The sequence below is a fragment of the Terriglobia bacterium genome (assembly GCA_020073085.1).
Classification (GTDB): Bacteria; Acidobacteriota; Terriglobia; order JAIQFV01; family JAIQFV01; genus JAIQFV01.
On record JAIQFV010000026.1, the window covers coordinates 56,289 to 77,823 of the forward strand.

At 58.8% G+C, this 21,535-nt stretch carries 19 protein-coding genes; 13 read left to right on the forward strand and 6 right to left on the reverse strand.

The window, feature by feature from the left end; all coding sequences use genetic code 11:
- The first annotated feature begins 537 nt into the window (after positions 1–537).
- From LAO21_19510 to LAO21_19545, 8 genes are all read left to right on the forward strand, one after another.
- Complete coding sequence (locus LAO21_19510; GenBank protein ID MBZ5554909.1) at positions 538–1,383, forward strand: hypothetical protein; 846 nt, start codon at positions 538–540, stop codon at positions 1,381–1,383.
- On the forward strand, positions 1,373–1,927 hold the full coding sequence (locus tag LAO21_19515) for a dihydrofolate reductase family protein (protein ID MBZ5554910.1): 555 nt from the start codon (positions 1,373–1,375) through the stop codon (positions 1,925–1,927). The genes LAO21_19510 and LAO21_19515 overlap by 11 nt, the downstream gene beginning before the upstream one ends.
- A gap of 159 nt (positions 1,928–2,086) precedes the next feature.
- Entirely contained in the window at positions 2,087–2,629 is a 543-nt protein-coding gene (locus LAO21_19520) for a DUF1697 domain-containing protein (GenBank protein MBZ5554911.1), read from the forward strand.
- Between the two features lie 322 nt (positions 2,630–2,951).
- Positions 2,952–3,344, forward strand: coding sequence for a DUF1801 domain-containing protein (locus LAO21_19525; GenBank protein ID MBZ5554912.1), 393 nt, complete (start codon positions 2,952–2,954; stop codon positions 3,342–3,344).
- Between the two features lie 52 nt (positions 3,345–3,396).
- Positions 3,397–3,915 (forward strand): GNAT family N-acetyltransferase, encoded by a 519-nt coding sequence (locus LAO21_19530; GenBank protein ID MBZ5554913.1) that lies wholly within the window; start codon positions 3,397–3,399, stop codon positions 3,913–3,915.
- A 123-nt stretch (positions 3,916–4,038) separates the two neighbouring features.
- Positions 4,039–4,842, forward strand: coding sequence for a carbon-nitrogen hydrolase family protein (locus LAO21_19535; GenBank protein MBZ5554914.1), 804 nt, complete (start codon positions 4,039–4,041; stop codon positions 4,840–4,842).
- A 1,072-nt stretch (positions 4,843–5,914) separates the two neighbouring features.
- A complete protein-coding gene (locus LAO21_19540; GenBank protein MBZ5554915.1) occupies positions 5,915–6,844 on the forward strand; it encodes an NAD(P)-dependent alcohol dehydrogenase in 930 nt (309 codons plus the stop codon).
- Positions 6,845–7,091: 247 nt separating this feature from the next.
- Positions 7,092–9,488, forward strand: coding sequence for an ABC transporter permease (locus tag LAO21_19545; GenBank protein ID MBZ5554916.1), 2,397 nt, complete (start codon positions 7,092–7,094; stop codon positions 9,486–9,488).
- Positions 9,489–9,704: 216 nt separating this feature from the next.
- On the opposite strand, the gene LAO21_19550 is transcribed toward LAO21_19545, so the two are convergent.
- Positions 9,705–10,037: a hypothetical protein gene (locus LAO21_19550; GenBank protein ID MBZ5554917.1), complete on the reverse strand. Its 333-nt coding sequence runs from the start codon at positions 10,035–10,037 to the stop codon at positions 9,705–9,707.
- Positions 10,038–10,106: 69 nt separating this feature from the next.
- Here LAO21_19550 and LAO21_19555 point away from each other — a divergent pair, with 69 nt between their 5' ends.
- The 3 genes from LAO21_19555 to LAO21_19565 all read left to right on the forward strand — a co-directional run bounded on the left by LAO21_19555 (position 10,107) and on the right by LAO21_19565 (position 15,008).
- Positions 10,107–11,492, forward strand: a complete 1,386-nt coding sequence (locus LAO21_19555) for an IS4 family transposase (protein MBZ5554918.1) — start codon at positions 10,107–10,109, stop codon at positions 11,490–11,492.
- A 481-nt stretch (positions 11,493–11,973) separates the two neighbouring features.
- Positions 11,974–14,418, forward strand: coding sequence for an ABC transporter permease (locus LAO21_19560; GenBank protein MBZ5554919.1), 2,445 nt, complete (start codon positions 11,974–11,976; stop codon positions 14,416–14,418).
- A gap of 425 nt (positions 14,419–14,843) precedes the next feature.
- Positions 14,844–15,008 carry a hypothetical protein gene (locus tag LAO21_19565; GenBank protein ID MBZ5554920.1) on the forward strand — a complete coding sequence of 55 codons (165 nt, stop codon included), beginning with the start codon at positions 14,844–14,846 and terminating at the stop codon, positions 15,006–15,008.
- A 54-nt stretch (positions 15,009–15,062) separates the two neighbouring features.
- Here LAO21_19565 and LAO21_19570 read toward each other — a convergent pair whose 3' ends face one another.
- The 3 genes from LAO21_19570 to LAO21_19580 all read right to left on the reverse strand — a co-directional run bounded on the left by LAO21_19570 (position 15,063) and on the right by LAO21_19580 (position 17,703).
- Positions 15,063–16,076, reverse strand: coding sequence for a hypothetical protein (locus LAO21_19570; GenBank protein MBZ5554921.1), 1,014 nt, complete (start codon positions 16,074–16,076; stop codon positions 15,063–15,065).
- Positions 16,077–16,627: 551 nt separating this feature from the next.
- A complete protein-coding gene (locus tag LAO21_19575; GenBank protein MBZ5554922.1) occupies positions 16,628–17,197 on the reverse strand; it encodes a hypothetical protein in 570 nt (189 codons plus the stop codon).
- Positions 17,194–17,703 (reverse strand): sigma-70 family RNA polymerase sigma factor, encoded by a 510-nt coding sequence (locus LAO21_19580; GenBank protein MBZ5554923.1) that lies wholly within the window; start codon positions 17,701–17,703, stop codon positions 17,194–17,196. The genes LAO21_19575 and LAO21_19580 overlap by 4 nt, the downstream gene beginning before the upstream one ends.
- A gap of 314 nt (positions 17,704–18,017) precedes the next feature.
- On the opposite strand from LAO21_19580, the gene LAO21_19585 reads away from it, so the two are divergent.
- Both LAO21_19585 and LAO21_19590 read left to right on the forward strand, forming a co-directional pair.
- Positions 18,018–18,539, forward strand: a complete 522-nt coding sequence (locus LAO21_19585) for a hypothetical protein (protein MBZ5554924.1) — start codon at positions 18,018–18,020, stop codon at positions 18,537–18,539.
- A gap of 8 nt (positions 18,540–18,547) precedes the next feature.
- On the forward strand, positions 18,548–18,724 hold the full coding sequence (locus LAO21_19590) for a hypothetical protein (GenBank protein ID MBZ5554925.1): 177 nt from the start codon (positions 18,548–18,550) through the stop codon (positions 18,722–18,724).
- Positions 18,725–19,033: 309 nt separating this feature from the next.
- Here LAO21_19590 and istB read toward each other — a convergent pair whose 3' ends face one another.
- Both istB and istA read right to left on the reverse strand, forming a co-directional pair.
- Entirely contained in the window at positions 19,034–19,885 is an 852-nt protein-coding gene (istB, locus tag LAO21_19595) for an IS21-like element helper ATPase IstB (protein ID MBZ5554926.1), read from the reverse strand.
- On the reverse strand, positions 19,882–21,414 hold the full coding sequence (istA, locus tag LAO21_19600; GenBank protein MBZ5554927.1) for an IS21 family transposase: 1,533 nt from the start codon (positions 21,412–21,414) through the stop codon (positions 19,882–19,884). Before istA ends, istB begins: the two co-directional genes overlap by 4 nt.
- Positions 21,415–21,535 lie beyond the last annotated feature (121 nt).

Below are 21,535 nucleotides of genomic sequence, written 5' to 3' on the forward strand. Positions count from 1 at the left end.
TTTCTGGAGGACAAAATGAGATTCCATAAATCCATTCTACCCATTTTTCTACTTGTGGGTTTAGGCGTGAATGTCTCCGCCCAACAAACGTGTTCTCAGGTGCAGGAGAAGTTTGACGGGATATCTACGTCGGAGCAGAGTCCCTCGCCGTCCGGTTGGGTTGAGGTCACAAGAAGTTTTGGACCTCCCACGCAGATGGAGCAAAACAAAGACACCTCGGGTGTCTTTGCGCTCATTTACAATTTTGATGGATGCACTATAGCGTTTTGGCTAGACGGTCATGGCAAGGTAAATTCCAAGTCCTTTATACTCTCGCCCTCAGTTCTCGGGGGAGGTCGCATTCGGCCGTCAGTCCAATCTTCGACAAACTCAGCAGAAATTAGTGATAAAATCGCCTCACTCCAAGTGCAGATGAATCGTTTACAGAGTGAATTGAACGATCTTCGAAGGCTGATACTGAACACGAATAATGGAAGCGCTAATCAATCCTCGTTCCCTTCCCCGACCTCAGGATCTCACAAGAACTAAGGATGAAACATGAGCGGGTCGCATTTTGGAAAACCAAGTTGCCCTGGAACGTTGACTTGGTGGGGGTTCGGCTTCCGGGCGCTGCTCGTGGCACTGGCCTTGTTCCTTTCAGAGTCCTGTCATGGATCCCCAACCATCCAAATTCAGGCGATCCCCGAGGGGTCCATTCAATCACTCCGGCTCGAATTGCCCCCCTCGTTGGAGCCCGAGCGAGGCAAGTACGAGACCGATGTGTTAAATGGCCTTGAGGAGGTCTCCAATTTCTTTCGGGCTTTGGGCTTCGAATTGCCGAGCGAGCGACTCATCGACTCAGTCCTCGTGTTTGACAGTTCATCCAAGGGGCGAGAGTACATGATGAGGGAGTATGGGGCGTCCTCGGAGAGTATTCCGGAAACCTTTTCAGGGACAGTGGAAGGTAAGAAACTCCTCCTGGTTTCCCGCGAGTCGTACCGGGAGGTCTGGCGAAAGCTGTATTCCGAGTGGCCATGGACCGACAAGACCTATCATCAGTTAATAGTCCATGAGCTGGCTCATCGGGCGCATGAAGCGATTGCGATATCGCGGTATGGCTCGGCAGACGCCATGGGTCCACCATGGTTCTTTGAAGGCCTCGCGGTGATTTGCGCCGGCCAATTTGAAACCGACCGGCCACCAATGAGCCGCGAGGAGATCGAGAAGCAAGTCGGAGCCGGCCACACGCCAAAGGCCTCCTATCCGCTCTATGGCAGCATTGTCCGCTCCCTTGTTGCTCAGTTCGGGATGAAGACCCTGATTTCCAGAGCCTCGGAGCCGGGATTTCCAGAAATGCTGTGGTCAATCATTGGCCACCTTATTCGGAGTTGTCATGAAACCTAGACGAAAGATTATCGTTTACATCGCGACAAGCGCGGACGGCTACATTGCCAGACCAGACGGCGATGTGGAATGGCTCAATCGCCGGCCCAGTACGGTCGATTACGGCATTCGCAAGTTTTACCCGACCATCGACACGATCCTGTGGGGACGCAAGACCTATGACTGGCTCCTGAATTATTACAAGAAGAGAGGCAAGACGAAGGGGCTGTTCGACACGAAGCTTGCGAACTATGTCTTTTCCCGGAAGCCGCCGCGACGCGCGACACCTGGCGTGAAATTCGTTTCAGAGCCGGTCAAGGTGTTTGCGCAGCGGTTGCGCGCGACGCCGGGCAAGCACATCTGGATGATGGGCGGTGGAGAGTTGATCGCCTCCTTCCTCGACGCCGGCGAGATCGACGAGTTCGACATCCATGTCATTCCGGTGCTTATCGGCGAGGGGATACCCCTTGTGGCGCCGCGTCATCGCGATGTGCCGCTCCGCTTGCTCTCATCGAAGAAGTACCCGGACGGAGTCGTTCGATTGCGTTATGAAGTTCCGCGGTAGCTCCGGGAGAGACACCCGGTGGGACTGGACGGTTCGATCCCCGGCCGCGGGCTAACAAGCGATTGCAGCCGCCGACGGTCGGCGCGACAATGAGGCCGACGCCGCTGAATTGCGGTCATTGGGCGCTAAGAGGAGTCTCCTCATGGAGGCAGCGATTACATGACGATCTATATCGCGTTCTTACGGGGCATCAACGTCGGCGGGAAGAGTCTTTTGCCGATGAAAGAACTTGTCGCTGTGCTTGAAGACCTCGGCTCCCAAAACGTCCATACATACATCCAAAGCGGCAATGCGGTGTTCGAGAGCAGAGACAAAGACGCTTCGCGGCTTTCAAGGACGATCAGTGCTGAAATCAAGAAGCGCCGGGGATTCGAGTCCCATGTCCTCGTGTTGAAGCTCAAAGACCTCGAAAGGGCAATTGCGGAGAACCCCTTCCCCGAAGCTGAGATCGATCCCCGATTCTTACATGTGGGTTTTCTCGCCTCCTCACCCCGGAATCCTAACCTGAAAATGCTCGAAAGCATCAAGAGCAGCAGCGAACGATTTCATCTGATCGATAACTTGTTTTATCTGCATGCACCCGAAGGAGTGGGCAAATCCAAGCTCGCGGCCAAAACCGAGAAATTGCTCGGCGTCGCAATGACTGATCGTAATTGGAGAACTGTGCTCAAAGTCTGGGAAATGGCAAAAGGGTTAACGTAATGGCGCCCCACGACGGGTTGCAGGCGACATGGCTCTTCTGCGCTCCGCAACGCGCCAGAACCCAACCGTTCATTGGACGACGAGCAGTCATCCACCGCACGTTCTCGCTGGGAGCCAAAAGTGTCCTTTGATTGTCAACCGGTTTTGAAGGGCGACCTCGTCGAGCTCAGGCCACTTCGCTCCCAAGATTACAGTGATTTCTACGCCGTCGCAGCCGATCCGCTCATTTGGGAACAACATCCGGACAAGAAGTTGACGCGCCAAGTGTTCAGCGGACATGCCAATTGGGAACCAGGTGTTGATCTCTCAAGGAGTATAAGCCATGTCAACTAAGCCAAAGACGATTGACGATTACCTCGTGTCCTTGAGCAAGGAGAAGCGGGCGGCGCTTGAGAACCTTCGAAGGGCCATCAAGTCCGCGGCGCCGAAAGCTGAAGAGTGCATCAGTTACAATATCCCAGCCTTTCGTCTTGCCGGAAGGCTGCTGGTGGCCTTTGGCGCGGCCGCGAACCACTGCGCCTTTTATCCCGGAGCTTTTCCCGTGAAAGCCCACAAGGACGAACTCAAGGCCTACGACACCAGCAAGGGCACCATCCGCTTTCAAGCGGACCGTCCCCTACCGGCCACACTGGTGCGGAAGCTGGTAAAGACGCGGATCACGGAGAAAACCCTCCAACAACGGGTTGCAGCGGGCAGAGCTACGCGACGCCGTTGAAGCATAGCGTTGGGTGGACGCAAGCCAGAAAATGCTTGGTATGGCTAATGAAATGAGACAGCGAAGCGACGGCACGGTGACGCTCAGTCTTTTTGCGCATAATGACGCTCACGCGCTGTGCAACGGAGACCGTGATCCAGAGCATCGGCGCCGGTTCGAGTTTCCCGGCGACTTCATCCCGTCGCTGAAGCACTCCGAGAACGCCATCGCCCGATGGGAGCAAGAGCGCCTTGCCGGCAAGCGCTTTCCCTTCGCCGTCCGGGATACCGCAACCGACGAACTTCTGGGTGGTTGTGAGCTCAAGCCTCTTGATGACGAAGTGGCCAACCTGTCTTATTGGACCTATGCCGCTCATCGTCGCCGCGGAGTTGCCGCACGCGCCATTGCCTTGGCGTGCGCTATCGCATTCGAAGATATGGGTTTTCGTCGGTTGGAGGTCGTTACCGATCCCGACAATGTCGGATCACGCCGGGCCGCAGTCCGCAACGGATTCAAGGAAGTGGGGATGCGTGAAGGGCGGATCCTCCACGTCGTCGAAGTGGACGAGTACCACAAACGGGTGTCTGCGTGATCTTCCGAGGGAACCCTCCCGACACGCCGCTGCTGGCCGGCGAGCGGCGCATCTCGGAAATGAGCGGCAAGCCGTAAGCGCCCAAACTATTTTGGTCGAATCCATTCTCATCGGAGGTCATCCTTGATCATTGCCCTGGCGTCGCCTCGGATCGCCTCAACGCTTGATGAGGGGTTGGACAAGATCAAGCGGCTCCTGTCCGAAGCTTCGGCCCAAGGCGCGGAGATCGTGTGTTTCCCTGAAGCTTATCTCCCAGGTCTGCGGGGACAGGATTTTGAAGTATTGCCCTTTGATCAGACACAACAGGAACGAATACTGCACGCCGTGGCGCAGTGGGGGCGAACGTATGCGGTGGCCACGATCCTCGGGATGGAAAGTTTCACGGAAGCAGGCCGGCAGATTGTCGCCTTTGTCATTGACGCCCGGGGCCAGGTCCAGGGATACCAAACCAAGAACCAGCTGGATCCGACCGAAGATCAGTTCTATGTGCCCGGAAATACCCGGCGACTCTTCGAGGTCAAAGGGATTAAGTTTGGAGTGGTGATCTGCCATGAGGGCTGGCGCTACCCGGAGACGGTGCGGTGGGCGGCGGTGCGGGGCGCCAAGATCGTCTTTCATCCCCACCACACCGGCAGTGATCGAGAGGGTGTCCGTCTGACGCAGTGGGGCGCGGCCAGCGGCCCTTACTACGAGAAGGCGATGATGATGCGCAGCCTGGAGAACACCATCTACTTTGCCAGTGTCAATTATGCTTTGCGCTTCCAGGAATCGGCGACAAGTCTCATTGCCCCGTCAGGCCAGTGCCAGGCGTACTTACCCTATGGACAGGAAAGCATCTTGGTGCAGAAGATCAAAGTCGAGGAAGCGACCGGTTTGCTGGCCACTCGATACGCACCCGAGCGTTATCAAGAATTCTATTTGGAGTGAGCGCGCCACCCTAAGTGCAGCCCAGCCCGCTCCGCTGGCACTTCGCTGCGCAAGTGATGCTCTAGGCCCGAAGGGCTGTCAGATTGTCGCCCCACCTGAAGCTCCGCGTTCTTTGCGGAGCGAGGGTGGGGTACCCATGAGAGAAAATGTGAGAGCCCCGCTTGCGGGGTGAAACCATCTCCTTAGGTCCAAATGTGCCGAACGCCTTATTCAAGGCCTTGCACTCGGAAAGAGTTCGCGGACCCTTGCGGAATAGAGATCTTCCATGGGCCCTCCTGCTAACAGGAAAACCGAGTGTGTCCCGATATCGCTTCGTGAGTCCAGCGGACGGATTTGGGCTCCCCTAATTCGTTAAACGAGAAAGGTAACAGGGCCGGAGCGAAAGTATTGCGAAGAGGGACATGCCAGGCAATTATTGTCCGGTTGTCCAAGATTCACTCGGCAGATTCTTTCGCCCCGCAAGCGGGGCTAAGATGTCATCGGGGAAACGCGTACCCCACCCTCGCTCCGCCCCGCACAGAACGCGGGACGGCGCTTCAGGTGGGGCTACAATCTGACAGCCCTTCGGGCCTAGAGGGGTGAAGGCGTCGCTCAATGAGCACCCAGTCAGGGGAATCGAATGTTCCTCCGACATTAATTATGGTCTTCAACTTCGGAATTCTGGTTTGTACAACTATGTGACCTCCTCCTCTGAGGGAAAGTGACTGCTCGAGCGCAAGCCCCTTGGACGCGAGAACAGCGGAAGGTTGTGTTGAGACAATGGATTTCGATACGCAGATCAAGTTAGCAGTCTACGGTCACTTCGCCGAGACGGGGCGAAGGCCCTCGCCGGAAGAGGTGGCCGAGCTTGCCGGTTCGGTGGTTGGAATTGTATTGGGCGCTTACGCGAGACTGCGGGGGCAGAGACTGCTCGTCCTTGAGGCGGATGGATCGTCAATCCGCATGGCGCCCCCCTTTTCGGGAGTCCCGACACATTTTTTTTGACCGACCAAAAGGATTTGCAACATGGCCCGCCGCTCGACAGAATCCTTCTAGACGCACCGAGCGGCGGGGCGTATGCTGGCGTCACACCATGAGAGCTGTCCTCTGCACGCGTTACGGCCCACCAGAGGTGCTTCGACTCGCGGAGGTCGAGCGACCCATCCCGCGCCGGAACCAGGTCCGCATTCGGATCTTCGCGACGGCCGTGACGGTGAGCGACTGCGTCGTCCGTGGTCTGAAGGCGCCCCGCCGGTATCGGATCCTGTTTCGGTTGCTGGCCGGCTGGAACGCGCCGCGCCGACAGATCATCGGGATGGTGCTCGCCGGAGACGTCGATTCCGTCGGCCGAAACGTCACGTCCTTCAAGGAAGGCGATCAGGTATTCGGTATGAGCCGTTGGGTGGTTGGCGCCTATGCGGAGGAGGTCTGCTGGCCAGTGAACACCCTCTTGGCGCCCCGGCCGACGAACCTCAGCTACGAGGAGGCTGCGGCCCTTCCGTACGGGGGCCTGTTGGCGATGCATTGCCTGCGCAAGGCCAGGCTCCGGCCCGGCCAGCGCGTCTTAGTCTATGGCGCTTCGGGCGCCATCGGCACCGCGGCCGTCCAGCTCGCCAGGCACTTCGGGGCTGTCGTGACCGGTGTGTGCAGCACCACGAATCTGCAGCTGGTCGAGTCGCTCGGCGCCGAGACGGTCCTCGACTACACGCGAGAGGACTTCACCAGCCGGGGAGAGCGCTACGATCTCATCCTCGACGCCGTGGGAAAGCGCAAGAGCGCGGCTGCAATGCGGGACGCCAGACGCGCCCTGACGACGGGCGGGACGTGCATCTCGATCGATGACGATTTCCCGAGTCTGACCCTGCAGGACCTGAATCTGCTGCGGCGGCTGGCCGAGTCGGGAGCGCTGAAGCCGGTCATCGATCGCCGCTATCGGCTGGAGGAGATCGTCGAGGCCCACCGGTACGTCGAGCTGGGACACAAGAAAGGCAACGTGATTGTGACCGTCGGGCCGCGCTCCTGAAACCCAGAGGAGAGATCCTGGCCGGGTCCCTCACCACGTCGTTGTAACCAGGGTCAGATCGGGAAATTGAACAATTCAGCATCGCAAAGACGAAGCTGCATTTATCGACTCGATTTGGTACATCGCCACCGTGTCCAAATATGATAGGCATTGTTTCAGCGATCTCCATTTGTCCAAAGTCCCGACCTGACCCCACCATGCGCTCGTGAGACTATTTTAGGTCGTCCCCGACAAGAGGAAGGATCCCATGTTGAACGACGTGCGTTACTCCCTGCGGATGATGCGCCGGACCCCAATGTTCACAGCGGCAGTCATCTTGACAGTTGCACTTGCGATTGCGGCCAATTCCGCCATCTTCAGCGTGGTGAATGCTGTGATGCTGCGGCCGTTGCCGTTTCGGGACCCGGACCGGCTGGTGCAGGTCGCGGAGAAGAACGACAAGCTCAATCTCCCGAGTTTCGGCGCCTCGGCGTTGAACTTCCTGTCCTGGCGCGAGCAGACGCACGCCTTCGACGAGCTCGCGGCGGTGGGATTCAGCAACTACACCCTCAGCGGGAGCGGTGAACCCGAGCAGCTTTCCGGCAATCGGATCAGCCCGGCGCTGACGCGTGTGCTGGGGCTCGCGCCAGTGGCTGGCCGGGCATTCAGCGACGACGAGGAGACGCCGGGCGTCGCCCCTGTGGCCATGATTGGCGAAGGCCTGTGGAAACGACGCTTCGGCGCTGACTCCACGCTGATCGGACGCACGATCGTGCTCAATGGCGCGCCGACCACGGTCATCGGTATCGCTCCCGCGGCACTGAATCTGATTTCGGGAGGCGACATTTACACTCCGCTGTCGATCGATCGGTCGAAAGAAATCCGTCTCAACCACGTGATCTTTGTTGTTGGGCGGCTGCGACAGGGTGTTTCGCTCCAACAGGCCCAAGCGGAGATGGACTCGATCGCTCGGCACCTCGGCCGGCAGTATCCGGAAGTGCGCGACTGGGGGATTCACCTGATCACGTTGTTTGACACATTTGTCAGCCCACAGCTCAAGACGGGGCTCTGGGTGCTGCTGTCCGCGGTCATTCTCGTGCTGCTGATTGCCTGCGCGAACATCGCCAACCTGCTTCTAGCGCGAGCGGCCACACGGCAGAAGGAGATGGCAGTGCGGACAGCCCTGGGGGCAAACCGAACGCGGCTGCTGCGCCAACTGATGGTGGAAAGCATCGTTCTCTCCATCGCGGGTGGCGGCACGGGTCTCGTGGGTGCAGCCTGGGCGGTACGAGCGATCAACCGGGCCTTGCCGCCCAATGTTTTGCCGGTCCCGGCGGTGCCGATCGACGCGACCGTGCTCTGGTTTGCTGCGGCACTCACCCTCGTCACGGGCCTGTTCTTTGGCATTGCGCCCGCTTGGCGCGCTTCCAGGGTGGATATCAATGAAGTGCTGAAACAGGCAGGACGCGAGTCTTCGGGCGGTGTCGGGGCCCGGCTGCGCCAGAGCCTCGTCACTGGCGAGATGGCGCTTGCGACGGTTCTGCTGATCGGAGCGGGGTTGCTCATTCAGACCCTGACGAATCTTGAGCGCGTGCACCTCGGTTTTGACTCGCACGGGCTGATCACCTTCCAGCTTGCCCCGCCGCCGGGCAAGTATCCCCTCAACAGCAAAGCTCCGCTGCTCTACCGCTCACTGCTCGATTCTTTGCTCTCCGTGCCGGGCGTGAACGGTGCTGCGGTTTCCAGCGGCATTCCCTTTGGGGCCGGAAACTACACTACGCATCCGATGTTAACAACGGGGCAGTCGGCCTTGCCGCCCGGGACGTTGGTGCCTATTGACTGGCGCATCGTCAGCCCCGGGTATTTCAAAACCTTGGACATCCCGCTGGTGCGCGGTCGCGACTTCACCGATGCGGACGGTCCAACGGCTTTGCCCGTCATGGTGGTGAGCCAAGCCACTGCGAGGAGGTTCTGGGGTGACGCCGATCCCCTCGGCCACACTTTGACGCGCTCGGCGGACCCGCGCACCGCATTCACCATCGTGGGTGTCGTGGGGGACGTGCGCAGCACCGCACTCAACCAGGAATCGCCGGCCCTCTATTACCCCATGGCTTCACGGGTTTGGCCACTCATGGACGTCGTCGTGCGCACGGGCGGATCCGCGGAGACCGTGTTACCCGCCATTCGCCAAAAAGTGCACGAACTCGATGCGGAACTGGCGCTGGCCAATATCCGGACGATGGACCAGTGGTTGTCGAACAGCGCCGCGCAACCGCGACTCAACACGGTGCTCCTCGGCGCCTTTGCGTCGGTGGCGCTGCTGATCGCAGCCATCGGCATCTACGGCGTTCTTGCGTATTCCGTCAGCCAGCGTACGCGGGAGATCGGATTGCGCATGGCTTTGGGCGCGACGCCGCGTGGGGTGCTTAGCCTTATTGTCAGAGAAGGGATGACCCTCGTCCTGATCGGGATTGGAATCGGCCTCGCAGGCGGACTCGCACTGGGACGAGCCGTGTCGAGTCTTGTCTTCGGCGTTACTGTCCGCGATCCGGCGACGTTCGCCGTTGTCACGGTGGTGCTGGCGACTGTAGCGCTCGCCGCATGTATTGTCCCCGCCCGCCGGGCCGCGAGCGTCGATCCCATGATCGCATTACGAGAGGAGTAGAGTTCCTCAAAGGTCGGCTCTTCAACCAGGGTGCCGTCATGCGTGAACCTGAGCGTGGCGTTTGAGGGTCGGGAGATGCTTGATGGATTTCCCTGCTTTCTTCCGGGCGAGAGGAAGTTCGCAGAGGCTTTGCAGGTTCAGCCAGAACTCCGCGCTCGTGCCGAAGAAATTGGGGTGAGGGGGTCAGGGTCGAATGGCGCTTAGATAAGATGGCCATTATCCTCTGTTGCGCCTGGTAACCGAAGGGGTTAAAGCACGGATGATTTGCTCGGACAGCTGGCGCAGTTGTGCCAGGCGTTGCTCCAGTTGGTAGTTTCGATGGATGGCCGCTTGGATGATCTGGGCCTGCTCGGCGGTCAGGGCCTGGGTGACGGTCTTGTTGTCGATTTTGCGAGTCCACAGGTAATACGGCCCGTAAGCCTTGGAGAGGCCGCGGACGGTGCGGTGGAGATAGCGTTTAACGACGCTGCCCTGAAGCACATACCCCTGCGGCGGAATCGCCGCCGCCTGTTGATTAAATCCTCGGATCAAGTGATGGAGTCGACTCATCGATTTCTCCTTGCCACAGGATACTATAAGTATATATACTGAAAGTATCTCTCGTCAAGGAGGTGCCCCATGGGACGATCCACCACAGGGCTCCGCGGCTTTCAACAACGCCTGGCGGCCGAGTCGGTCTCGAACTTGGCCGGGGTGCTGGGGCGTTGGATCCCCGCCCGAGCGCGCACCCGCTTGCGTCGCTCCGGCAGACGCCAACGCCTCTTTACCCCCATGGCGACGTTTTGGAACTTTCTGGCACAGGTGCTCTCCCCGCCCCAGCCGTGTCGGGAAACCGTGCGACAGATCCAGGCGAGACGGCACGCTCGCCGCCTCGCCGCGATCTCTTCTTCCACCGGCGCCTACTGCCAAGCCCGACGCCGCTTACCGGAAGCGGTTCTGGAACCCATCTGGCCGGAGGTGGCCCACGCCCTGGCTGCTACTGCCTCCCCCGCCATGCACTGGAAGGGGTATCGGGTCGCTGTGGTCGACGGGACCACCGTCAGCATGCCCGACACTGCCCAGAACCAAGCGGGGTGGCCTCAATCCTCAACGCAAAAGCCCGGGTGTGGGTTTCCCTTGATGAAGGTGTTGGGCCTCTTCTCCCTGGCCACCGGCGCGGTGCACGCCGTGGTCACCGCCACGCTCCACCAGGGCGAGCATGCTTTGTTGTCGGATGTGTGGAAGACCCTCACCGCGGACTTCGATCTCTTGCTCGGCGATCGCCAATTCGGTTCCTTTGCCACCTTCGCGGCGTTGCAGCTCTGTGGATTGGAGGGGGTCTTTCGCCTCCATTACGGTCGCCGCGTGGACGGGCGCACGGGACGGCGCTTAGGCAAGTCCGATCGGCTCTTGACCTGGAACCAGCCCCCCAAGCTCGCTTGGTGGCTCCCGCACCCGGTTCCCGATGCCCTTGCCGTCCGCGTGCTGAAAGTCGCCGTCCCCATTCCCGGCTTCCGAACCCGCGTCCTCTTCCTCGCCACCACGCTCCTCGATCCCCAACGCTTCCCCGCTGACGCCCTCGCCGAACTCTATCGACGCCGGTGGCAGGTCGAACTCTTCTTCCGCGACATCAAAACCGTCATGCACCTGGACGTGCTGCGCTGTCTGAGTCCCGACATGATTCGTCGCGAACTCCACATGCACCTGATCGCCTACAACCTCATCCGCGCCCTCATGCTCGAAGCGGCCCTTCTTCACGCCACCGATCTCCGCCGCCTCAGCTTCAAAGGTACCTGTGACACGCTGCGCCAGTGGGCACCCCATCTGGCTTTCGTCGCCGCCCATGCCGCCCTCTGTCGTCGCCTCTATCGCGCTCTGCTCCGCACCCTCGCCCAGGATCTCCTCCCACTTCGCCCCAACCGATCCGAACCTCGCGCTGTCAAACGACGACCCAAAAACTATCATCTCCTCACGAAACCCCGCCACCTGATGGGAAATCTCCCCCATAGGAATCGACCAAAATGAGCCCCTTATCTAAGCGCCATTCGGGTCAGGGTCAGGGTCTAAATTTTCAATGAACGGCACGTCCGTTCCACGACGTCGGCGATGGACGGGTCCATGGAGACACGTTTTCGAAACCGTCGGATGGCCTCACTGACCGCTCTCTAATCCATGCCGCCAGCCTCACGTCCCAGTTCCTTTAGACTCAAGCCGGAATGTTGGTGGGAGAGGTACAAGACTAGATCCCGGCCCCATTATTCCTCGCATTCATGGAAAATGGAGATGCGACCTCTGGCATGCTGTTCGGTTCTGGGATAGGCCAATCCCGCAATCGGACGGAGGTGCTCCCCTCCCGGGTTTTGCCTCCGCCTCTAAATCCTGTCCTTTCAATTCAAAACTCGCATTCTCTCCTTGGTAAGAAAGATGCTCTTTGAAATGCTGGGGGCAAAGCTGCAGGGAGGAATTCTCCTCTTTGGAGCGAGTCCGGTGGGACAGGAGGTGGAGGATGGGAGACCTCATCAGTGATCTTCGTCACTCGATTCGGCTGCTGCTGAAGAATCCGGGCTTCACCGTGGTAGCGGTCCTCACCCTGGCGCTCGGCATCGGCGCAAACACCACGATTTTCAGTTGGATCAATTCGGCATTGCTGAATCCCGTTCCCGGAATTGCCCGCCCCAGCGAGGTTGTGGCGCTGACGCTGAGCAAGCCCGGGGACAGACCCTTCCCATTCACATATCCCGATCTCGAAGCCATGCGCGACGGGCAGCAAAGTTTTACCGGTATTGCGGCGTGCAGCTTCGCTCAGATGAGCCTGACGGGAAAAAGTAAACCGGAGCGCGTCTGGGGCATGCTCGCTTCTGCGAATTACTTCGATGTCCTGGGCGTGCGGCCGATCCTGGGGCGCAGCTTTCTGCCCGCCGAGGACGAGAAGCCGGGAGGCGCCCCCGTGGCGGTGATCAGCTACCGGCTCTGGCAAAGGCATTTCGGCGGCAATCCGAACATCGTGGGGCAGACCATTGAAATCAACCTGCACCCCTACACCATTGTGGGCGTCACGCCGGCCGTGTTTCAGGGGAGCCAGACGGGGGTGCGAACCGAGATTTGGGTTCCGATCATGATGGGAGCGCAAGTGAACCCGCTGGGCGACCTGCTTCATGACCATCACTACTTCTGGTTATTTCCGTTTGGACGGCTGAAGCCGGGCATCGTGCTGAGGCAGGCGCAGGAGGAGATGACGCTGCGACTGAAGCCGGAGGTAAGGAATTATCCGGAGGAGCACAAAGGGCACGACAGCGTGACGGTGTACCCGCTGTGGCGCAGCCCCTATGGCATGAATTATTTTCTCGCGACGCTCCTGCCGGCATTGATGTCCATTGCGGGTCTGGTGCTGCTGCTGGCATGCGCGAACGTGGCCAATTTGATGCTGGTTCGGTCGATGGGGCGGCGGCGTGAAATCGCCATTCGCATGTCGCTGGGTGCGGGCCGATGGCGGCTGGTGCGGCAACTGCTGGTGGAAAGCCTGATGCTGGCGATGGCCGGAGGCGCGGTCGCGCTGTTGATTACGGTCTGGACGGCGGGAACCCTCATGGAGTTCCTGCCCGCCGGGGATTTCCCGGTCTCGCTGAGCATCCCAGCAGACCGCACGGTGCTGCTGGCGACGCTGGTGATCTCGGTGCTCACCGGGGTGATCTTCGGGATTCTGCCCGCGCTGCGGGCTTCGAGCGAAGCGCCGGTGGCGGTATTGAAAGAGGACTCGGGGAGCACATCAGGTGGACTCCGGAAGGCGCGCCTCGCGAGCGGGTTGGTCGTGGCGCAAATTTCACTGTCGCTGCTGCTGCTGATCTGCGCGGGGTTGTTCATTCGCAGCTTCCTGAGCGCGCAGCAAATTAATCCGGGATTTAATCCACACAATGTACTGACCGCTTCTTACGACCTGTTCACTGCGGGATATGGAGATGCGAGCGGGGTGGAATTCGATCGCCAGCTCGTCGCGAAACTGGAAGCGCTGCCGGGCATCCAGTCCGTGGCGCTATCGAATCGCGTGCCGCTTGAGTTCAACGGGGGTTCGACGAGCGTGAAGCCCGTAGGCTATGTGCCGCAGGCGAACGAATCGATGGAGACACAGGTGGCTATCATCGCGCCGAATTATTTCCAGACTCTGCAGATTCCGTTGGTGAAGGGGCGCGACTTCACGCTCGAGGACACCAAGAGTTCGCAGCGCGCGGTGATCGTCAGCGAAGCCTTTGTGAATCGTTACTGGCCGAACCAGGAGGCGCTCGGCAAGCAACTCAACTCCGACTTGACGCATGAATGGTTCACGGTGGTCGGTGTGTCGCGCGACTGCAAGGTGGACGGCTTGAATGAAAAGCCGATGCCTTTCGTGTATTTGCCGCTGTACCAGGTTTACCGGCCGGCGATGACCATCCTTGCACGGACGACGGGCGATCCGCTGATTTTCGGGAAGACGGTCGAGAAAACAATCCATGAACTAAATGCTGACCTGGTGGTGTTCGAGGTGACGACGCTCGAATTGGGCGAGCAAATTGCCAGTTTCCCGCAGCGCATTGCGGGAACCTTTGTGGGCGCCTTCGGGCTGCTCGCGCTGGTCCTCGCCGCGGTCGGAATTTACGGCGTCACGTCCTTTACCACACGGCAGCGCACCCATGAAATCGGCATCCGCATGGCGCTGGGCGCGAGCAAAGAGGACATTTTGCGGCTGGTGCTCCGCCACGGGTTCCGGCTGACGTTCGCCGGGGCGGGTGTGGGCCTGGCAGCGTCCTTCGTACTGACGCGCTACTTGAGCAGCTTGCTGTTGGGCGTGACGAGCACTGATGCGCTGACGTTTTCCTGCGTGGCGATTCTGCTCTGCGCCGTGGCGCTGTTCGCCTCCTTCATTCCCGCGCGCCGCGCCATGCGCGTGGATCCCGTGGTGGCGCTAAGATACGAATAGACCCCATTCGCAACCCTCTTCAAACCAACCTCGTGCTAGATAACTCGCCCACGCCGCCTTCGCCTGGGTGGGGGGGCGGCTCGCATAATGCGGTTTTCGATTTTAAAAGGGTTTCACCTTGCCAGGGGACATGTGATTCATATATTTCCTTCGTGCCTCGATCCAGGTTTCAAAATCACCATCCTTCAAGTCAAGGTCAACAATAACCTCATGGAGTCGATTTCTATCGGCCGCGGTCTTCGGGAATCGCACATACTGTGACTTATCATATGTGGTAGCAATGAAATAGGCTTTATTGACTCCCAACAGCTTCAGACTATCTCTGAGACTGTCTAGATCCTTGTCCGAAATTTGCTTTCTCTTCCCTTTGAACTCTATTGCAATCCGAGGCAGAGATTTACGGCGATGAATGGGGTCTGGGATGAATGGGGTCTGGTCTTTCCAATCTCCATTTCAGCGGTACAATATACTTGGACAATGTCATCGTCTTCAGCGCCGTCCGCCGGTTCGATGACAAAATGGAGACAGACCAGCACTTGGCCGAGATCTTCCAGAACGTCACATCTCAATTGGAGATTGGAAAGACCTGACCCCATTCATTTCGCCCCATTCATTTCGCTAGAATCCCGCCGCTTAGGACATTTTCACCGAGGCCGACATGCCATGACGATCGACATTTCGCGATAGGCTTGCTCTATCGCTGGCCGTTCCGCAATGGCAAGCTTCTCCAAGACGGGTTCATTCTGCTTAAAGCATTGGGTGAAGTCGTCGACCACTCGCCGATACGCGGCATCGTCGCCCATAAAATTGTCGAGTATCGGGTCGGGGGGGTGATCCTCCATCGCACGGCGCAACCAGTTCATGTAATTAGCTTCGGTTTGTGCCGAGTAGTGTTGGCGGAAGTCGGCACTCAGTACAAAGCGCGCCGATGCCAGAATGAGTGTGTAGGGCTTACGCTGGAAGAAAACCGTCTGGCGGACCACATCGGCGTGGCCTTTTTTGAGGGCTTCAAGTGCGAGTGCCTCAGCTTTGGCCTGAGAGACAAAAGACGCCTGAGCGAGGGTACTCACAAATGTCAAAGCTTCGCCCTGGGTCTTTGGGTTCGCGAGGACATTGAGCCAAGCGCCAAAGACATCGTTGGCAATGAACTTACGCTTGATCGCAACGTGCCATGTCAGGGTTACAACCTGCTTTGCCGACTCAGGCGTTTCGCAAGCGAGCGTTACGGCAACAGCGTCAATTTGCGCGGGATCGCCGTCAGCGGCGATCGCAGAATAGAGGACGCCCAGAGCCCGGGAAACCTGGAAGGGCCACGGTGACTGCCGCATTTCTTCACCGGTAAGTGGATAGTCGCTCCACTTGTCCGGAATGACGAACGGGTGGCCAAGAATGGTGCGTTCTATCGGAGGCGACATGCCTTCACGTGGTGTCTTTTCGGGATAGCGACCGGCCGCATTTATAGGGTGGCGTTGAATCCCGAACTCAGCTTCGTTGGCTACTTCTGTTTGTGCTGCCAGGAGTTTTGGAATCCACGACGCCGGAAACAATTTCCCTGCTCTTGAGGCGACGCTGATTCGCTCAAAATAGCCCGCATCGGGCGAAGTGAGGAACTGCCATGCTGTCGTTGGTGAAACCAGCGCAACCCTCACTGCCTGCATGTCCGCTCCGCAGGTTTCGTCACTGGTTGGTTGGCATATGTGGCTGCGGAGTGCCAATTGTATTCTCTCGTGAAGGTTGCTCTGAGATGGCTGTTGTGCGAAGAGACTACCGGCACAGCCAAGAACTGCCAGTAATAGGATTGTCGGAAATGACGGTTTCATGGATGCTCCACCAAAAGTGAATGGGGTCGTATCTTTGCAAGCTACAATTGCGATTTGGCAAGACGAACGGTCTCGGCTAACTGCTTGTCTTTATTTACCCTTTCTTCGGACCGGTGTCGGGCGGAAGAGATGGTAACCCAGCTCATCCCACGGGCCCGCATCCCCCCTGCGGTGCTGTGATACCATGCTCCTGAGCAGATGACGGCAAGTTTCTTCCCTCGGAAACTCCGTCACGGGGGGAAGGGCTGATTTCATCCAAAGGGAAACTCCAACGAAATCATAGCCTGCCGCTGAAATGTAGAATGCAAAGATACGACCCTAGTATTGCTCCCGTTCCGCTCGACTGCACTCGGGGCAGGCTCTTTCGCGGTTTTTGCGAAGAGGTAGCCCTAACAAGGGCGCTGCCTGAAATACCCTATCCATGCGACTGCCGCCCAAACCCAGAAGATCGCGAACTGTACGACTGGCTCGCCGGCGAAGACAGAGTGCAAGACGAAGGGAATGGGGATCAGCGTAAAAGAGATCGCAACCACCAAGGAGACTGTGCGCCGTCGCAGGCGCGCGAAATAGAGGAACCAGAAGGGCACCGCCAGGCTCCAGTTAAACGTCGCGTTCCAAAGGGCGTCGCGAACCGTCAGCGAGACGAGATGGCCATGGGTGAAGGTGAAATAGTATGACAGCGGGAAGAGCGTGAGGAACAGGCTCCCGGCGAACAACCGCTTGCGCTGCCGCAATCTCCAACGGATGCTCTCCAGGTCGCGTTTCTCCTTTTCCGGGCCGGCCGCGATGGGCGCGGCCGCCCGCAAAGTTTCGAGCGGCGTCGCCGCGCTGCGCGCAATGCGTTCGAAGTCGGGATCCTGGCGAAAATAATCCTCGACCAGCACCTTCGTATCCCCGCTGGCCTCGCCCGAGAAATAAATCGGCAACAGATCCGTGACCACTTCCCGTGTGACGTTCATGGTTTTGCTCCTGCGGCGGGAACGACATCCCGCCATGCCTGCCTGGTCTGCATCAGCTTCAATCTTGCGCGATGAACCTTCACTTTTGCGGTGACCACCGCGATCCCCAGCGTCTCCGCGATTTCCTCGTATGGCATTTCGTCAAGCGCGCGCATCAGCAGCACCGTGCGGTCCATCTCCGGCAGTTGCTGCAAGGCCGCAAGCACCGCGCGTACTTCCGCGCTCAGCTCCATTTGCGTCTGCGCGCTGATCCGCGTATCGGGCATAGTCTCGTCAAGCTGCGTGTGGCGCGCGGTCCGTCGCAACAAATCGGTATACGCGTTTCGTGCAATCGCCAGAAGATAGCTTTTCACCGTTGGCTGGCGAATGCGGTCAGCCGCCATCCACGCGCGCACAAAGGTGTCCGAGGTGATCTCATCCGCCATCACCACATTGCCGCACAAATACAGCGCAAATCGGCGGACATCGCCGGCATAGCGTTGGTAGAGGTTCTCGATGTCCTTCATTTTGATTGCCACACACATTACGGGCGAACACACGAAAGGTTACATCAAAGGAATTCCTGGTGAGCAGTTTCCTCACGGCCCATGACCTCTGAAGCAGCCGTGGTCGCGATTACTGTTGAAATATCGCCATTTCACCAGTGATCGCGGTTGTGAGTGAAATCGCCTACCCCGCGCGGCTTCCAGGGCAGGTATAGACACCGCTGTGCGTGTTACCCCAAACCTCCCGCTGTGGGATGAGTCGCCCGGAATTCCTTTGTAACCTTTCGAGTGTTGGATCGTACATGTGTGGCAGTCGTTTTGGGATGGAGGTACCGATGAACACGCAATTCAAGAAACAGCAGTGCTATGTTGCCGGTCTTGCGCTTTCCTGGATAGGCTACGCCGTTGGCTTGGCGTATTTCAGTTATCAACGCCAGTGGGTTGTCGTCCTGCTGTGGATGGCGGCCTTGCCGTGCCTGCGCTGGGCGCTCTTTTATTTCTTTCCCCACATCTCTCGCTTTCTCGGCTATGGGCGGATCGTGGATCAATTCGCTCCCATTCCGCCGCCGCATGCCGATCCTTCCGCCGCGCCCGTTGCCGTGAGTTTTTACAGCTTCTTCAGCTGTCCGTTCTGTCCCATCGTTCTCGCCCGGCTGCAGGCCTTGCAAAAGCAGATGGGGTTTACTTTGGAAACATTTGACGTAACACTCAAGCCACAGATGCTGTTGGCGAAAGGGATCAGATCCGTCCCGGTTGTGGAAGTGGGCGACCATCGCCTGATTGGTAATTCCACAACGGAGCAGTTGGCCAAGCTGATCGCACTTAGCCCAGCCTTCAGAACGCTTCAGGCGAGCTAGCCTCAGAAATGAAGAAGCGTCTTCGAGTTCTGCGCGCCGAGCGTTGCCGCTCGCCGGGCTACTGGCACATGGACCCCAATCCGTCGATCCGCGAAGAAATTTCTGTTGAAAACCTGCTAGAACGTGGCTTTCGGTTTAAAGAACGAGGATTCTACGTGGTCACTCTCAAGCGTCTGACGCGGTGAGCAGTTGTTGGCGAAAAATCGCCATTTCACTCGCAACCGAGTTCTGAGTGTAATCGCCTGTTTTCGACAGTTACTTCCGTATTGCCCGTCAGTCGCCCGCGACACAAAAGTCAATCTGCGGCTCGCAGCGGCGCGAATTTCTGTCAGGCCGTCTTCAGCGTGTACGGATGAATGGGGTCTGGTCTTTCCAATCGATTCTGCTGCAAAACCCCCTGCCAATTAATGCTTTTGACAATCGAAAAGGTACCCACCTTGATCATGTAAAAGGTACCCACCCCCTGGGGGTTTTAATTAAAGGAATGTCATGAATCAAGTGGGGCCGGGGGCCCCCACTTGATTCATCTCCTTATTCGGCCCGGCAGGGCCGGAAGTGGCAGCCACTTCGCGACTTACGGACTTTTTTGACTTCTGTTTCTTGCTCAAGCTCTCCGCAAAACGGTGACTTTCCCAGTTAAACTCATGGATCGTGCTGTGATGGGTCAGCCGGTCCAGCAAAGCGGCGGTCAGGGCGGCATCCCCAAAGACCGTGGTCCACTGAGCAAAAGCCAGGTTCGAGGTGACCAGCATCGACCCCTTTTCGTAGCGGTCCGAAAACACCTGGAAGAGCAACTGCGCTCCTTCCGGGGAGAACGGGATGTAGCCCACTTCGTCGAGGATCAATAACTGATACCGTGTCAGTCGTTCCAAGGTGCGCTTCAAGTGCCGCTCCTCGCGAGCCTCCAGCAGCGTATTGACCAGATCGGCGGCGGTCTGAAACAACACCCGGTAGCCGCGCCGGCAGGCTTCCACGCCCAGCACCGTGGCGGCGTGGGTTTTGCCGGTCCCGTGCTTGCCGATCAGAATGATGTTCTCCCGTCGCGCGATGTAGTGGCCCTCGGCGTACTCGCGCAACTGCAGTGCTTCGAGGCCCGGCCACTTGGCCAGCTCGGTGTTTTCCAGCGTCTTGAGCACCGGAAAGCGGGCTTCGTGCAGTCGTCGTTCCAGTTGCCGGGCACGGCGCTGTTCCACTTCGGTGGTGGTCAGATCCAGCAAGTAACTCTCGTAACTCTGGGCCGTCTCTCTCGCCGCTCGTCCGCATTCCCGGTATTGGCGCATCATGGCCGGCAGCTTCAGCCGGTGCAGATGATCGTCCAACAACACTTCTTCGGAGGCTCGACTCATTGGGCACCTCCTTCCAACAACCGGTCATAGCGGGAGAGATCCCCCAGCGCGATCTGCCGGTCCGTCACTCCGGGAATCAGATCGCATTCCAGCGGGGGACACTGCCATCCGGGGCTGTCCTGTCGCACCAAGAGATGCTTCACCGCTTCATACCCGTAGGTCTGAAACTGGAGCGCTTCCGCGACCGCGGATTGGATGCGTTCCGCCGGGTAACGGCCATGCAACTGCAGCACCTCCACAAACTCGCGCGTGCCCCGGTTGTCCCCCAACCGCCGGCGCAACTGTCCCAGCAACGTCTCGTAGTCGGAGGGCCACTGGGCGCGCCATTGCCGAATCGGCCGCGCCGTTTCAAAGGCCCCGATGCGCCGATGAATCAGCGCCAGGTAATGCAGCGGATCGACCTGCCACTTGCTGTTGCCGAAGAGTCGCGCGTGATCGGCGATGAGCTGGTGATCGGCATAGAATCGAACGCGGTCGCATCCCACCTCCGCCTCGATCCAGCGACCGACGTAGGCGGTCGGCACGGAGTAGCGGTTGCGGTCCACTTGCGCCGTACTGTAGCGACCCACTTTCACCGGCAGCAGTTTATGGTTCTCATACGGGGTGGGGGGAAGCGCCATCAATCGTCCTCGCTCCTCTTCATGCCGTTCATCGACCGTTCTCGAATCCTCGCGCCCTTCAATAGGACGGCTCCCCCGATCCAGACAACGTTCCAGCAGCTCGGCATTCAACTCTTCGAAACTCGAGACCTGAGGAAGCGGCACCAGAAAGTTGTGCCGGGCATAGCCGACCAATCCCTCCACTCCCCCTTTTTCCTGCCCCCGGGCGGGGTTGCAAAAACGCGCCTCAAAACTGTAGTAACTGCGAAACGAGATAAACCGCTGCTGTTCCCGACGCGCCTGGCCTCGCAGCACCTGCGCCACTGCCGATGTCAGATTATCGAAAACAAGAATCGGAAAAACTCCGCCAAAATAATCGAAGGCTCGTTGGTGGCCATCAAAGAACATCTCCTGGCGTTCCCACGGGTAGGCCCGGACAAACGGCTTGCCGCTGTACCGCGAGCGCATGCAAAACAGTTTGACGGTCAGGGGCTCCCCCGCCATGACCACGGCGGCGCTGCCCCAATCGACCTCCGCTTCCCGCGCTACTTCCGGATCGAGTGGAATCACCGCCGCCGCTCTCCCATCTCCCCGTTGGGCTTTGAACTCCCGCACCCACCGTCGCACCGAGGAGGCCGATCCTTCAAAGGCGTACTCTTCGACCAGCCTTGTAAAAATCCGTTGGCTCGTATGGCGTTGCTTGCGGGGGGCGTGCTGGTCGGCCTCCAGCCACCCTTCGACCACTGCCGCCACGGGCTCCATCCGTGGCCGGAAGGGCGCTTTCTGCCGCCGGTACTGCGGTTCCATTCCTTTCAATACTTTGCGAATCGTTTTTCGGCAATGTCCGGTCTCTCGTGCAATCTGTCGAATACTCTTGTGGTACACCCGCGAGGCCGTCCGTATCAGCTCATACTGATCCATCCCGATCATCCTTCCTCCTCTGCTCAACGCTGCGGCTTCCCTGAGTCGCAGCACTCTAACAGAGGTCTGAGGGGGGTGGGTCCCTTTTACATGATCATTCGCCCTCCAGGTGGGTACCTTTTACGTTATC

Bases quoted from the DNA above. Each gene is read 5' to 3' on its own strand.
- LAO21_19575 (MBZ5554922.1), bottom strand. From the start codon at position 17,197: ATGAACGTCACACGGGAAGTGGTCACGGATCTGTTGCCGATTTATTTC.
- LAO21_19510 (MBZ5554909.1), top strand. From the start codon at position 538: ATGAGCGGGTCGCATTTTGGAAAACCAAGTTGCCCTGGAACGTTGACT.
- istB (MBZ5554926.1), bottom strand. From the start codon at position 19,885: ATGAGTCGAGCCTCCGAAGAAGTGTTGTTGGACGATCATCTGCACCGG.
- LAO21_19525 (MBZ5554912.1), top strand. From the start codon at position 2,952: ATGTCAACTAAGCCAAAGACGATTGACGATTACCTCGTGTCCTTGAGC.
- LAO21_19590 (MBZ5554925.1), top strand. From the start codon at position 18,548: ATGAAGAAGCGTCTTCGAGTTCTGCGCGCCGAGCGTTGCCGCTCGCCG.
- LAO21_19530 (MBZ5554913.1), top strand. From the start codon at position 3,397: ATGAGACAGCGAAGCGACGGCACGGTGACGCTCAGTCTTTTTGCGCAT.
- LAO21_19585 (MBZ5554924.1), top strand. From the start codon at position 18,018: ATGAACACGCAATTCAAGAAACAGCAGTGCTATGTTGCCGGTCTTGCG.
- istA (MBZ5554927.1), bottom strand. From the start codon at position 21,414: ATGATCGGGATGGATCAGTATGAGCTGATACGGACGGCCTCGCGGGTG.
- LAO21_19565 (MBZ5554920.1), top strand. From the start codon at position 14,844: ATGGGGTCTGGTCTTTCCAATCTCCATTTCAGCGGTACAATATACTTG.
- LAO21_19545 (MBZ5554916.1), top strand. From the start codon at position 7,092: ATGTTGAACGACGTGCGTTACTCCCTGCGGATGATGCGCCGGACCCCA.
- LAO21_19570 (MBZ5554921.1), bottom strand. From the start codon at position 16,076: ATGCAGGCAGTGAGGGTTGCGCTGGTTTCACCAACGACAGCATGGCAG.
- LAO21_19550 (MBZ5554917.1), bottom strand. From the start codon at position 10,037: ATGAGTCGACTCCATCACTTGATCCGAGGATTTAATCAACAGGCGGCG.
- LAO21_19555 (MBZ5554918.1), top strand. From the start codon at position 10,107: ATGGGACGATCCACCACAGGGCTCCGCGGCTTTCAACAACGCCTGGCG.
- LAO21_19520 (MBZ5554911.1), top strand. From the start codon at position 2,087: ATGACGATCTATATCGCGTTCTTACGGGGCATCAACGTCGGCGGGAAG.
- LAO21_19580 (MBZ5554923.1), bottom strand. From the start codon at position 17,703: ATGAAGGACATCGAGAACCTCTACCAACGCTATGCCGGCGATGTCCGC.
- LAO21_19515 (MBZ5554910.1), top strand. From the start codon at position 1,373: ATGAAACCTAGACGAAAGATTATCGTTTACATCGCGACAAGCGCGGAC.
- LAO21_19540 (MBZ5554915.1), top strand. From the start codon at position 5,915: ATGAGAGCTGTCCTCTGCACGCGTTACGGCCCACCAGAGGTGCTTCGA.
- LAO21_19560 (MBZ5554919.1), top strand. From the start codon at position 11,974: ATGGGAGACCTCATCAGTGATCTTCGTCACTCGATTCGGCTGCTGCTG.